The following is a 12,659-nucleotide window of genomic DNA, read 5'->3' on the forward strand; positions in this document are numbered from 1 at the left end:
GCGCTGGCACCGTGAGCTCCTCGCACGCAAATGGACCTACCCGCGCAAGACCCCCGGGCGGCCGCCGGTCCGCCGGGAGATCCGCGAGCTGGTCCTGCGCCTCGCGCAGGAGAACCCGACCTGGGGCCACCGCAGGATCCAAGGCGAACTCGTCGGGCTGGGCTACCCGGTCGGGGTCGGTCACCGTCTGGCGGATCCCGCGCCGCTCCGGTGTCGACCCCGCACCCCGCCGGGCCGACACCTCCTGGCGCACGTTCCTGTCCACGCAGGCCTCCGGCCTGCCGGCCTGCGATGGCCCTGCTCTGTCTCGTCGAGGAGACAGACTCAGGCGTCCCGGGCCGCCGCGGTGGTTTTATCGCCGGCCACCCCCGCTCGGCCCACCCCTCGACGGCGGTGTCGTCGCGTTCGACCGCGCGGCGGGCCGGCATCTGACACGACCACCCGTTGCGGTCCAGCAGCAGCCACACCCCAGGCAGCGTGTAGACGACCCCGAACTCCCGCCTGATCACCTCGGCGACCCGAACCAACGTCCACCGCTGATCATCCCAGCCATACACCCCCGGCCCACGGCGCAGGGTCCCCTCCAACCGGGCCAGCTGTCGATCATCCAACCGACACCGCGGCAACGGCCCGGCCGACCGCAACCCAGCCGCGCCCTCGCTTTCCCACACCCGATACCAGCACCCCGCCGTTTTCACAGTCACCTTGAATTCCCGTGCCACCTCCGCCCGTGTCGCTCCCTGATCGAACCGGTCGGCCGCGGCCATCCGGACCTGTTCCCGTTCCACCTGCTCGGCGGGCGTCAACCCGCCACTCGTCGCATACCTCACACAAAAGGTCTACCCGCACGCCCGCAGCTATCGCCAGGCGCAATAAAACCACACATTAATCATCAGTATTTCGGTGTGGAAATACTCGCCAAAGTCGACGCGACGAAGAACGCATCCAACACACCTGCGATCAGCGTGACACCCCAAGCCCTCCCCGCATAACCTGAACCAGGATCACGCGGAGTCACTCTCCGTACATCGCCACCGTGGACGTGACCCTCCGTCGCTCAGGCTGTCGAGCAGGTCGGCCACGTCGAGGGCGTTCCTCCACCGGAGCCGGCGCCCTGACCTGCCTTCCCGAGCCGGCGCCGCTGACGGGCCCTGTCGAGTGTGCAGGGTGGCTGTCTCCCGGGAGCCGAAAAATCTGTTCCCGTCACAGTAGACATCCGACTGCTGTCCTGGGTAGAGTTCCTGTCGTAGCCAAGGGAGTCACATGGTCGCGGCAGACATGAACTGGCGCGAGCAGGACGGCGGCCAGGGTAGGCCGCCGAGTACCGCCACAGAAGTTCAGCAGGATCCCACCAGGCGATGAGGAGACGAGTAGACGCCATCAGGATCGCCCGAGCGGTGGTCTGACTCGCCCGGTTACTGCAGGCCCTGGATTGGAAGGTGGTTCCCGGTCACGCATTGCAATCTCCGCGCACCCGCCCCTCCGGGGCCGGCCACGCGGACTCAGAGAACCCGGTGTACCTAGCCAGTAGATGGTGTTGAAATCCTCAGGGCTCCGGTGCCATATGGCACCGGAGCCCTGAGGCGTGCCCCGGTTCTGGGGTGACCCCCACATCCCGTCTGGCAGAGGCGGTCTGCGGTCCCGCGCGCCTGGTTCCTGGCGGACTGCGGCGGCTCCTCGGCTCTCCTCCAAAGAAACGGCCGGGGTCCGGGGCAGAGAGCCCCGCAAGAGTCGACGAATGGGGGTCTTGCTCGTTCGCCGCCCACCTGATGACGTGGAAGGCACACGAGGTGCCCATGTGGCATCCGCGGGAGGACGGGGCCTATGTCCATGGAGATGAGATCACCGGCCGGTGCTGACCCGAAAAATGCGCTGCTCCTGCAGGGCTGGTTCTCCGCGCTGTTCTCTGGGGAGACGCGAGAGGACGAGCGGCCCTCTCTCTGCGTTTCTGATCGGACGCGGCTCTTCGGTGACTCTCCGGAGCTTCGCTCGAAGTACGGGCAGAACCAGGACAGATAGAAGCGACGCGCCGAGCGGGCGACCGGTCCGACGCGCCCGGGGGTGTCAAAGCCCCGGAGCGCGGCGCGGGCTGGCTGCTGGCCGACGTCCGCGCCGACCGGCCCCTTCGACGCGACCGGCTCGCGTCGTGGAGTACGACGTGCCCCGCAGTTTTGTTCTCGCGCCCGCCCGGCTGGATCGGCCGCAATTCCTGTGCACCCGCCGTCGCGGTCGCACCCACCCCGCGATCCGGCAGCGATCTGGCTGCCGCAGGTCGGGGCTGCTGTGTAGGCCGAGGGCGTTCCTCTCCGGAGCCGACGCCCTGCTCCGCCTTCGGGCCGGCGCCGACGGGCCGCGTCGGGCGTCGCAGGGTAGCTGTCGCCTGGGAGCCGAAAAATCTGTCCCCGCTGTAGTAGACATCCGGGTGCGGCTGTGGGTAGAGTTCCTGTCGTAGCCAAGAGAGTCCAGGGTCGCGGCAGACATGAACTGGCGCGAGCAGGGCGGCGGCCAGGGTAGGCCGCCGAGTATCACCGCGAAAAGTTCGGCAGTACCCGGCAGTTGACCTATGCGGAGAGGGGAGCAGACGCCATCAGGATCGCCCGAGCGATGGTCTAGCTCGCTCGGTTACCACGCAGGCCTCGGATTGGAAGGTGGTCCCCGGTCACGCATATGCGATCCCCGCACCCCTGCCCTCTCGGGTGGGCATGCGGGTTCCAGAACCCGGCGCGTATTGGCCGGTAGATGGTTTGAACCCCCCGGGGCCCTGGTGCTGTCTGGCACCAGGGCCCCTCGACGTGTCCTGAGAGGCGCGATGGCCCTTGAAAGCACGCGTAAACCGGCCCACGGTCTCGACGACGACGACTATCCCGCCTACACCATGGGCCGCGCGGCCGAGATGCTCGGCACCACGCCTGCCTTCCTGCGGGCCCTCGGCGAAGCGCGCCTGATCACGCCGCTGCGCTCAGAGGGCGGCCACCGCCGCTACTCCCGCTATCAGCTGCGGATCGCCGCCCGCGGCCGTGAACTCGTCGATCAGGGCACCGCGATCGACGCCGCCTGCCGCATCGTCATCCTCGAAGACCAACTCGCCGAAGCCCAGCGACTCAACCAGCAACCACGCCGACCAGCCCCGCCGTCGCCCACCGAGACGCCCTGACAGGCACGCCGGCAGGAGCGAAACGGATGGGATGCGGCCCCTTCTTTCAGGCAGCGGCGGGGGAACGTGACGCAGTAGGCCAGCCGCCGCCGACCTGCGGCAGGCACAGATCGTCGGCCGACCCTGTCCGTGTGCCCGTCCTGAGGGGTCAGTCGAGTTCGACCCAGACGCGTTTGCCGTCGCCGTGCGTCTCGACGCCCCACCGGGCGGTGAGCTGATCGACAATGTGCATCCCACGGCCCCGTTCATCGGAGTCGACGACCTCTCGAGCCATCGGCCGCACCAACGACCCATCAGCGAGTTCCAGACGTAGCACACCATCGGTGACCCGAAGCGCCAGCCGCAGCTGCCCCCGTTCACCGGCGTGCTGCACAGCGTTGGTCACCAGCTCCGAGACCACCACCGCGGCGTCGTCGGCCTGCCGGTCATGCCCCCAGGCGAGCAGCAACCCCCGCAGCACCTCCCGGGCAGCACCCGCGGCACGCGCATCGAAGGGCAGATCCACGCTGGCCGACCAGCCCCTGTCCCGCACCACGACCAACCCCTCACCTCGACGATCATCCCCCTGGCATGCTCCCTTCCCCGCCCACGGACATAACGAACGGGCTCCACCAGGTGGTTGTTGTCGACGTGTCCTGAAAGCCGATCCCCTGCGAGCTACTGTCCCGTGGGGAGTGGCAACTTCAGCCCTGGGGTGCGGTGCTGTGACGGGAATCGTTAACCTACGGGAGATCGCCGAGTGGCTCGGTGTCTCTCGGGCGCGGGCTGATCAGCTCTCACGCCGAGCCTCGTTCCCAGCTCCGCTCACGGTGTCGCGTCCGATGAGGATCTGGGACCGCGAGGAAGTGACGGCCTGGATCACGCAGTACCGACCGGAGGCGGTGCCGGCGGCCCAACAGTGACGTGGGCGGGGGTGCCCGACCTCGCTGACCGGCGGGTCGTCCGGTTCGGTGCGGCATCAACTGGTGGGGCACTGTTGCGTTGCGGGAAGGCAGCGCATGCCAGCGGCCTTGATGACTGGTATTCAGACGGCGGCGGCGAGCTCGGTGAACGCGGCGGCAAGTCGCAGCCGTGGGGCGGTGTCGACGGCGAGTTCGTAGTGGCCGCGGTGGATGTTCTGGAGCAGGGCGTGTCCGGCGCTGACGGTCTGGACCGAGCGCAGCCGTTTCAGGCCGGGCGTCGGCCGTAGCCGGGCTTTCAACCGGCCATGGTCGGCTTCGATCCGGTTGTTCTCTCGGGCGGTGTCGATGTGGCGGGCCTCGGGAAGCAGCTCGTCAAGGATCCTCGGAGAGACCGGTGCCTTGTCGGTGGTGACTTCCGCCGGCCGGCGGCCATTACCAGCGCACCGTCAGCACGATCACCTCCGGCGGGAACCGGAACCCCGCGAGCTCCGACACCGGCACCGGCGGACGGATCACACCTCGACCCATCGCCTGATCATGCCTGGCCGCCAGCCCGCGGGTCCCGCCACAGCCGATGCAACAAAGCCGCCGACCACGAACCTTCGAGATCAAGACCAGACGGAGACCACACTCCGTCACCACCGAATCGGGAACAGAACCGTTGATCGGACCCTCCCGCGCCTGACACGTCCTTGTGCAGAACATCCGCTGCGGCCACTACGAACTTGCCAGCGCCGTCTGATCGTGGGCCGCCAGGCCTCCGACGTGCGTCGGATCCTCCCAAGGCAACAGCGCCGCCCGCCACATCGCACACATCAGGCGTACAGGAGAAGCACAGCGGACTCACAGATGGGACTCGCAGTGTCTGGGTGCTGGAGTGATCAGCCTGGTGGGCGTCGGATCCGCCTCGACACGGAACGGACAAATTTATGACCAAGCTTCGCCGCAGCATCGTCGCGCCGATCACGGCCGCCGTGCTGCTCTCCACGGTCGCCGCTTGTGGCAGCGACTCCAGCGCCGACGCCTCCTCGTCCTCGACCGCTGGCCCCTCGGGATCGCCGAGCGGATTCCCTGGCGGTGGGGGTCCAGGCGGTGGGGGTCCAGGCGGTGGTATGCAGACCTTCACCGCCGTCGACCTCGACACCGATGGCGAGAACGCCTCCGCCGCGAACACCACCGACGTCGTGACCGCCGCCAACGCGTTCCTCGCCACCTTGGACTCGGGCACCGCCGCTACGGTCAGCTACGACTTCGCCGACAACGAGTCTCGACAGACCTGGTCCAACTTCCCGGCCCAGCAGGTGCCTCGCAAGGGCGTCGCGCTCTCCGACCTCGACGACGACGCCAAGACCGCCGCGATGGCCCTGGTGAAGACGATGCTGAGCCCGGAGGGCTACGCCCAGGTGCAGGCGATCCAGGAGGCCGACGACTGGCTCAACGAGAACAGCGCCTCCGGGACCGACAGCTTCGGTTCAGACACCGACTACTACATCGCGATCTACGGCACGCCTTCGGTCACCGACTCGTTCATGGTCCAGTTCGGCGGCCACCACCTGGCCCGCAACTACACCTACAAGGGCACCACAGCCAGTATCACGCCGGACTTCACCGGTACCGAGCCGAAGTCCTTCACGATCGGCAGCACCGACGTGGAGCCCATGAAGGAGAAGGCTGACACGCTGTTCGGTCTCTTCGACTCCCTTAATGACGAGCAGAAGGCCCAGGCCAAGCTGTCCGACACCATCGACGACATCCTGATGGGCCCGGGCGTGGACAGCGGGAAGTTCCCCGAGACCCAGGGCGTGGCAGTCAGTGACCTCTCCGCGGACCAGCAGCAGCTCGTCCTCGACGCGATCGGCGCCTGGGTCGACGACGCCGCCCCCGGCGTCGCCGCCTCGCTGATGAAGACCTACAAGTCCCAGCTCAGCCAGACCCACGTCGCGTTCGCCAACAGCGACACCGTCGACGGCGAGAGCACCTACCTGCGCATCGACGGACCCCGGGTGTGGATCGAGCTCGTCAACACCCGCAGCCAGAGCACCCCGAACGTCCATTACCACGGTGTCTACCGTGACAAGAACGACGACTACGGCAGCACCAACCCCAGTGCGTGATCGGCCGCCAGAGAACGGAGCGAGCGCCGTGCTGACCGGCATCCGACGCGCCCTGGGTCTGCTCGCCGGCACCGTGACCGTCGTCCTCGCGCTCGCGCCGCAGGCCTCGGCGCATCCGCTCAGTACCTCCGCGGTGCGACTGGACGTCGGCGAGCGCAGCGTCAGCGCGACTGTTGACCTGCCCCTGGACCAGCTCGGCGTCGCGACGGACGAGGAGCTCACCGCGGCCGGTGTGCTCGACGACGCGACTGTGACCGAGCTGCGCGCCTACGTGCAGGACGACATGTCGGCGACGGACTCGACCGGCCAGAGGTGGACGACCCACGTCATCGGCGGGCGGGTCGAGTCGATCGACGGCACTGACAACCTCGTCCTCGACGCCACCCTGACGCCGAGCTCGGGCAGGGTGGGGGATTTCGTCCTCCACTACGACGCCGTCGTGGACAAGCTCGTCTCGCACCGGGTGTTCGTCTCGGCTCGTTACGGGAGCACGGGCTCGTACACCACCTTGGCGATGCTGTCGTGGCAGACCCAGTCGGTTCCTGTGGCCGCCCTGTCGTCGTCGAGCACAGGCCCGGCGTCCGAGAGCCGGGGATTCGTGTCCGCGGTCCACCTCGGTGTCGACCACATCAGCGGGGGCAGCGATCACCTGCTGTTCCTGGTCATGCTGCTGCTGCCCGCCCCCCTGGCCGCCACCGGGCGTCGGTGGAGACGCCGCCGGGATCTCGGGCGCGCGGGCTGGCGCGTCCTGCACGTCGTCACGGCGTTCGCCGTCGGTCACTCCGTCACCTTGGCGCTCGGCGCGATGGGCTGGATACACCTGCCCACCCGGCTCGTCGAGAGCGGAATCGCCCTGTCCGTCCTGGTCTCGGCCATCCACGCCATCCGCCCCCTGGTACGCCGCGGCGAGGTACTGATCGCCGTCACGTTCGGCCTGCTGCACGGGTTGGCGTTCGCCGCGCTCCTGGGCACGCTCGACCTCAGCCGCGGGAGTCTGCTCACGACGCTGCTCGGGTTCAACCTCGGCATCGAGATCACCCAGCTGGTCGTCGTAGCACTGGTGATGCCGTCACTGATCGTGATCAGCGGCACCGTCGTCTACCCGGTACTCCGGACCGCGGTCGCGTCGCTCGGGGCGGTGCTCGCGACAACCTGGTTCGCCGAACGGACCGGCCTGGCGGCGGGAAACCCGCTCGACCCGCTCGGCGAGCTCCTCGTCGAACATCCTCTCACCCTGGCCGCCGGGCTCGCCGCCGTCGCGGTCCTCTGCGCTCTGGCCCGACGGGCCGGACCCCGGCTCGGGCAGCGGCTCGTCGAGAACACGCGGGTAGGACGCCGCATTATCGGTGGTGACCTCGACCGGGCGGCGACCGTGGGCCGGCGCGGTGGTGAAGAGCCTGCGTACCGCAGCCAGGTCGCGCCGTTCGCTGGCGAGAACGGAGAATCACGCGGTGGCCGCACTCATGCGGACGCCACGCCGTCACTCCGAACAGAGACCACGCACCGACCACGGTCACTGGAGTACTAGTCAGGGGCTTTCTCGCCGAAGACGCTCTTGGACATCTCCTCGATCATCAGAACCCTGGAGCGTCGTTCGTCGCCGACAGTGTCGGCCGCCTGGCCCTGATTATGGATGGGTCCGTGCGGCAGGCGTGTCACTCCGGCTTCAGCCACATCCTGCGGTGTCGCCCAGTCGGTCGGCTCGGGCAGTCCATTTTTCGCCAGCAGGGCGCGGAAGGCCGGTGTGTCGGTCTTGCCGAGGACCAGGTTGAGTACATCGACGTTGTAGGGACGCAGCTCGGCCCACAGGGACTCGCCGAAGCACAACTCGAAGGCTTTGCTTCCCGTGTAGGCAGCCATGAAGCTGCTGCCACCATAGGCTGCGCCGGAATTGACGAGCAGTAGTCCGCCGCGGCGGCGGGCTCGCATGGCTCCACCGAAATGGTGACACAACTGCATCATCGTCAGAACGTTGAGGCGCATCAGCTTCAGCCAGGGTTCGACGTCGACGTCGAGGAAGTGCGCTCCGTTGGGGTCGGCGCCCGCGTTGGCGATGTACAACCCGATCTCGCGGTCGCCCACCGCTTCGATGACTTGCTGGGCGCCGTCGTCAGATGCCAGATCCACTGACGCCGAGACGCATTCAACGCCTGTTTCCGCGCGGATCGAGTCGGCCAGGTCGGTCAACGGTCCCAATCGTCGCGCGAGAAGGACGGAGGGCAGACCCTCGGCGGCGATGCGGCGGGCGAACGCCTGCCCGGTCCCTTCGGAGGCACCCGTGATCACTGCCCATGGTCCATATTTTCCTGCGAATGTCATGATATTCCTTCAGAAAGGCTCATGAAACCTCGGCCTCGTGAGCGACGATCGCGTCGACGGCTGCCAGTTCATCGGAGGTGAGCCGCCATCCGGCGGCGGAGGCGTTGGCGATGACCTGCTCGGGCTTCGTGACGCCGGTCAGAACCGACGCAACGATTGGCTGGGAGGTGAGCCATGAGATCGCGAGCTCGAGCAGGGAATGCCCTCGGTCCGCGGCGAAGGTTGACAGCTGCTCGACGGTGGCGAGCCGCTCGTCGGACAGCGGCGGGCGGCGGGCCATGATCCCCTGGCGGAGCATGGCGCTGACCGGCGCGTCGGCACCGAGCCGTGCGTCCGGCGGCGGTGGTTCGCCCCGGCGGTACTTACCGGTGAGCAGCCCGCTGGCGAGCGGAAAGTAGGCGAGGACGGTCATCCCGTGGCGCTCCACCGAGCCGAGCACGTCCTGCTGGGGGCGCTCCAGCACGCTGTACTGCACCTGACAGGACCGGTACGGCGAGAACGACGACCGGGCCGCGGTCTCGGCGGCGTCGTCCAGCATCTCGCCGCTGAAGTTGCTGCACCCGACCTCGCGCACCTTGCCGGCGCGGACCAGCCGGTCGAGCGCCTCGAGGATCTCCTCGATCGGCGTGCCGGAATCGGGCTGGTGCTGCTGGTAGAGGTCTATCCGGTCCGTTCCGAGGCGGCGCAGGCTGGCTTCGACGGCAGCCACGATGCGCTCCGCGCCCCGCTGATCCGGATCGGCCTCGCTCTGGTTGAGGAACTTCGTGGCGATGATCGCCTCGTCCCGGCGGCGGCCGAGCGCCGCGCCGATCAGCTCCTCGGAGTGCCCCTCGCCCAGGAAGGACGTGATGCTGTACTCCTCGGCGGTGTCGAAGAGGGTGATGCCCGCGTCGAGGGCGGCGTGGACGATCCGATCCACCTCGTGCCTGTCGCAGCCAGCTCCGAAGAAGTCCGTACCGAAGTTGTTGCCGCCGATACCGACGGCGGACACCTCCAGGCTGCCGATACGCCGGGAAGTCACTGGGAGCGCTCCGGCGTCCGGCCGTCGAGCGTCCTCATCGGTCGGCCAGCTTGGCGAGGAGCTCCCGGGAGGCCTCGACACACCGGCCGAGCCGTTCGTGGGGACCGACACCGGCGTCGGCCTGCGAGCGCAGCGGCACCTCGAGCCCGATCACGAGATGGCGCGGCAGCGCGTCGAGGATCTCGAGCAGGGGCAACTCGCCGGCGCCCGGCACCATCCGTTCGAAACACCCCTCTTCCATGTAGTCGGGGATGGTGGGCACGAGCGGGACGTCACTGAGCTGGATGTATCCGATCAGGTCGGGGTCGACGGCGGCGACCTCGGCGGGGCCGGAGCCGGACCGCACGAGGTGCATCGTGTCGATGAGGAGACGGAAGTCCGGCCTCCCGACCGCCTGGACGGCGCGGAGCGCCGTGGGGAGGTCAGCGATCGTCAGCCCGGGGGCGAACTCCAGCGTCGTCTCCAGCCCGGACTCGGCGGCCAGCTCGGCAAGCACCCCGAACTGCTCGACACTGCGGCCGAAGTCCGGATCGAAGGTGACGGTGTTGATCCGCTGGGCGCCGAGCTCGGCCATGACGGCGACGTCACCGGCGAGCTCGCGGATATCCCGGCCGGGGTGGAGCACGAACCCGTCGCCCAGCGACACCGTCACACCCCGGTCGCGCAGGGCGGCGATCGTCTCGCGCCGCAGAGCGAGATCGTCCCGCAGCGAGAACGGCGGATAGCCGTATGGGTTCGGTAACGCGCTCAAGGCAAGCGCCACATAACGGAGCCCGAGGTCGGCGGCCAAACCCACGAACTCAACCGGCGGAAGCCCCATCACGCTCAGCGGCTCGATCGACAGTCGTTCCATCATGCTCCCTCTCATAACAGGTTGTGATTTTCAGCGGTCGGCGGCAACGGGCGAGGTGCCGCCTGACCCTTCGGCGTCGTCCATCACGCAACCGCCAGTGAGACGCGAACGGCGTCCTTGCCTTCGACCTGCCTGTCGGCGAGCGCCAGGGCTTCCTCGAAACGCTCCAGCGGAAAGGACTCGCCCACCAGTTCCGCGGTGGGGACCTTGCCCTCGTTGATCATTGAGCACGCCAGGCTCAGGTCGACGCCGCCACCCGGCAGTACGGTGATGTTCCGCAGCGGGATCTGGTTGATGTCGAGGCCGTCGAGCGGGCGGTCCTTCATCCCGGCGGCCACCACCTTGCCGCCGGTTCGCACCAGCTCGAAAGCCGTGATGAACGACACGGGATTGCCGGAGGCGACGTCGAGCACGACGTCGGCCATCGTGCCACCGGTCGCCTCCGCGACACGGGCGACCGGATCCTCGCTCTCGAGGTCGACGGCGTGGTCCGCCCCGATGCTGAGCGCGGTGTCGAGACGCAGCCGGTCACGTGACAGGCCGGCGGCGATGATTGTGCCGACGCCCTGCGCTCGGGCGGCGACGATGGCGGCGAGGCCCATGTGGCCCGGGCCCAGGACGAGCAGTGATTCCCCGGCTTGAGCGGGGCGTACGAAGGTCGCCGAGTTGGACAGGCATTCGTAGACGGTGAGCTCGATCGCCGGCAGGTCGTCGCGGAGCTTCTGCACCTCAGAACCCGGCACGAGCTCCATGTAGTCGGCGTAGCCGCCGAACTGCCCGGACGCCTCATCGACCGGGAAGTCGAACCCGTAGACGCGGGATCTCCCCTCGGCCGTCCTGACGTAGGACCGGACACCCACCCGGTCGCCCTCCCGCACGCCGAACTCCGCGGCCGCCTCGGGGGAGATCTGCTCGATCCGGCCGACGATCTCATGGCCCGGAACCGTCGGGAACACGCCTCCGGACGGCACCGGCGCATGACCTCTGAACTGGTCGACGTCGCTGTGACAGATCCCTACCGCTTCGACTCGAAGCACGGCGCAGCCGGGCCGGAGCCTGGGCTTCGGGACCTCGCGGAGTTCCCAGGTCTCATCACCGTTGAACACGATCGCACGCGGCAACCGAACCTCCCAGTGGACTGAGCCAGCGTTTACCTGGCGGATGCCGGACAAGTTAACACTTCCCTGGCGCATGCCAGGGAAGTGTTGTTGCTATCGTCCTGGCGGTGGTTGGGCATCCGGAGCGGCGGACGCAGGTCGAGCGCCGCGCCGCGTCCGAAGCGGCGTTGCTGCGAGCCGCGGCAGAACTGATCGCGGAGCGCGGGTTCGAGCGGACGTCGCTGCGCGGCATCGGCGCCCGCGCCGGGACGAGCCGAGAGATGCCCGCCTACCACTTCGGGTCGAAAGAGAGCTTGATCACCCGGCTGGCCGAGCGCGCCCACGAGCGCACGCTCGAGGCGACGGCCGAGGCCCTCGAACGCGCCGACCGGCGGGCCGAGGAGCTCTCCGCCCTCGAGACGCTTCGGGTGACGATCGAGACCTACCTCGAGGTCATCGTCGCCGCCGACGCACCCGAGGAGCGCGCTGTGGTCGTGATGTGGGGCGCGACGTTCCCGTCCGACTCCCCACTGCCCGCCGCCGTCGACGCAGATCGGCAAACGCATCGCGATCTTGCCGAGTCCATCCGAGCCGGTCAGCAGGACGGATCGATCCGCGCCGAGGCCGACGCCGACGCCGCTGCCCTGCTCGTCATGGCAATGGCCCGGGGCACCGCGGCCCTCTCCCTCGCGCATCCCGACGCCGCCGATCCGGCCAAAGTCCAAGCCCTCTGCGGTGAGGCCATCACCGCCTTGCTCCAAGCCCCGAGTCCCACGGTGCCGGACAGGCCGGAACCGTTCGTGACTTCCAAGCGGACCTCGCGGCCCGGCTGATCACAGCCCGGTGCCTCACCCCCCCGCGTGCCCTACGGCATGAACGACCGACCGGGGCGCTGTTGCAGTGGCGGAACGGTTCGTCCGCACCGTCCGGACCGAGGTCACCGACCGCATGCTGATCGTCGGTGAGCGGCACCTGCGCACCGTCCTGGCCGAGTACGCGGCCCACGACGACGGACGACGACCCCACCGTGGCCGCGCCCTTCAGCCACCACGGCCCGACCACCCCGCCGCGGACCTGACCCAGGAACGGACCAAGCGCCAGCCCATCCTCGGCGGCCTGATCAACGAATACGAACGAGCCGCCTAAAACCCCAGGTCACCACCGGTGGCCGAGTTCCGACACCCCACACGGTGACACAT

General features: G+C 68.5%; 9 protein-coding genes and 5 pseudogenes. 6 read left to right on the forward strand and 8 right to left on the reverse strand.

Translation table 11 applies throughout. From position 1 onward, the window contains the following. A pseudogene (locus B056_RS45875) lies at positions 1 to 293 on the forward strand (helix-turn-helix domain-containing protein); the annotation flags it as partial. Between the two features lie 138 nt (positions 294 to 431). Here the strand turns inward: B056_RS45875 and B056_RS45215 are convergent. After that, positions 432 to 830, reverse strand: a pseudogene (locus B056_RS45215) (helix-turn-helix domain-containing protein); the annotation flags it as partial. A gap of 1,979 nt (positions 831 to 2,809) precedes the next feature. On the opposite strand from B056_RS45215, the gene B056_RS0134120 reads away from it, so the two are divergent. After that, positions 2,810 to 3,154: a MerR family transcriptional regulator gene (locus B056_RS0134120; protein WP_018506318.1), complete on the forward strand. Its 345-nt coding sequence runs from the start codon at positions 2,810 to 2,812 to the stop codon at positions 3,152 to 3,154. A 148-nt stretch (positions 3,155 to 3,302) separates the two neighbouring features. Here B056_RS0134120 and B056_RS0134125 read toward each other — a convergent pair whose 3' ends face one another. Beyond that, positions 3,303 to 3,659, reverse strand: coding sequence for an ATP-binding protein (locus B056_RS0134125; RefSeq protein ID WP_154677384.1), 357 nt, complete (start codon positions 3,657 to 3,659; stop codon positions 3,303 to 3,305). 519 nt (positions 3,660 to 4,178) lie between these two features. Further along, a pseudogene (locus B056_RS40110) lies at positions 4,179 to 4,502 on the reverse strand (DDE-type integrase/transposase/recombinase); the annotation flags it as partial. Between the two features lie 483 nt (positions 4,503 to 4,985). Here B056_RS40110 and B056_RS0134140 point away from each other — a divergent pair. Both B056_RS0134140 and B056_RS45635 read left to right on the forward strand, forming a co-directional pair. Then, on the forward strand, positions 4,986 to 6,170 hold the full coding sequence (locus B056_RS0134140; protein ID WP_230203321.1) for a DUF3500 domain-containing protein: 1,185 nt from the start codon (positions 4,986 to 4,988) through the stop codon (positions 6,168 to 6,170). 514 nt (positions 6,171 to 6,684) lie between these two features. Beyond that, positions 6,685 to 7,245, forward strand: a pseudogene (locus B056_RS45635) (HupE/UreJ family protein); the annotation flags it as partial. Positions 7,246 to 7,467: 222 nt separating this feature from the next. On the opposite strand, the pseudogene B056_RS43375 reads toward B056_RS45635, so the two are convergent. The 5 genes and pseudogenes from B056_RS43375 to B056_RS0134165 form a co-directional block, all read right to left on the reverse strand. Further along, positions 7,468 to 7,608: pseudogene (locus tag B056_RS43375) on the reverse strand (DDE-type integrase/transposase/recombinase); the annotation flags it as partial. Between the two features lie 86 nt (positions 7,609 to 7,694). Next, entirely contained in the window at positions 7,695 to 8,456 is a 762-nt protein-coding gene (locus tag B056_RS0134150; RefSeq protein ID WP_018506323.1) for an SDR family NAD(P)-dependent oxidoreductase, read from the reverse strand. A 52-nt stretch (positions 8,457 to 8,508) separates the two neighbouring features. Next, positions 8,509 to 9,510, reverse strand: a complete 1,002-nt coding sequence (locus B056_RS0134155; protein ID WP_018506324.1) for an aldo/keto reductase — start codon at positions 9,508 to 9,510, stop codon at positions 8,509 to 8,511. A 34-nt stretch (positions 9,511 to 9,544) separates the two neighbouring features. Beyond that, on the reverse strand, positions 9,545 to 10,366 hold the full coding sequence (locus B056_RS0134160) for a sugar phosphate isomerase/epimerase family protein (RefSeq protein WP_018506325.1): 822 nt from the start codon (positions 10,364 to 10,366) through the stop codon (positions 9,545 to 9,547). An 80-nt stretch (positions 10,367 to 10,446) separates the two neighbouring features. Beyond that, positions 10,447 to 11,484, reverse strand: coding sequence for a zinc-dependent alcohol dehydrogenase (locus B056_RS0134165; RefSeq protein WP_026240485.1), 1,038 nt, complete (start codon positions 11,482 to 11,484; stop codon positions 10,447 to 10,449). Positions 11,485 to 11,588: 104 nt separating this feature from the next. Here B056_RS0134165 and B056_RS39065 point away from each other — a divergent pair, with 104 nt between their 5' ends. Then, complete coding sequence (locus B056_RS39065) at positions 11,589 to 12,293, forward strand: TetR/AcrR family transcriptional regulator (protein ID WP_018506327.1); 705 nt, start codon at positions 11,589 to 11,591, stop codon at positions 12,291 to 12,293. 67 nt (positions 12,294 to 12,360) lie between these two features. After that, positions 12,361 to 12,606, forward strand: a complete 246-nt coding sequence (locus B056_RS0134175) for an integrase core domain-containing protein (RefSeq protein WP_018501263.1) — start codon at positions 12,361 to 12,363, stop codon at positions 12,604 to 12,606. Positions 12,607 to 12,659: the final 53 nt, after the last annotated feature.

The organism is Parafrankia discariae (assembly GCF_000373365.1).
GTDB lineage: Bacteria > Actinomycetota > Actinomycetes > Frankiales > Frankiaceae > Parafrankia > Parafrankia discariae.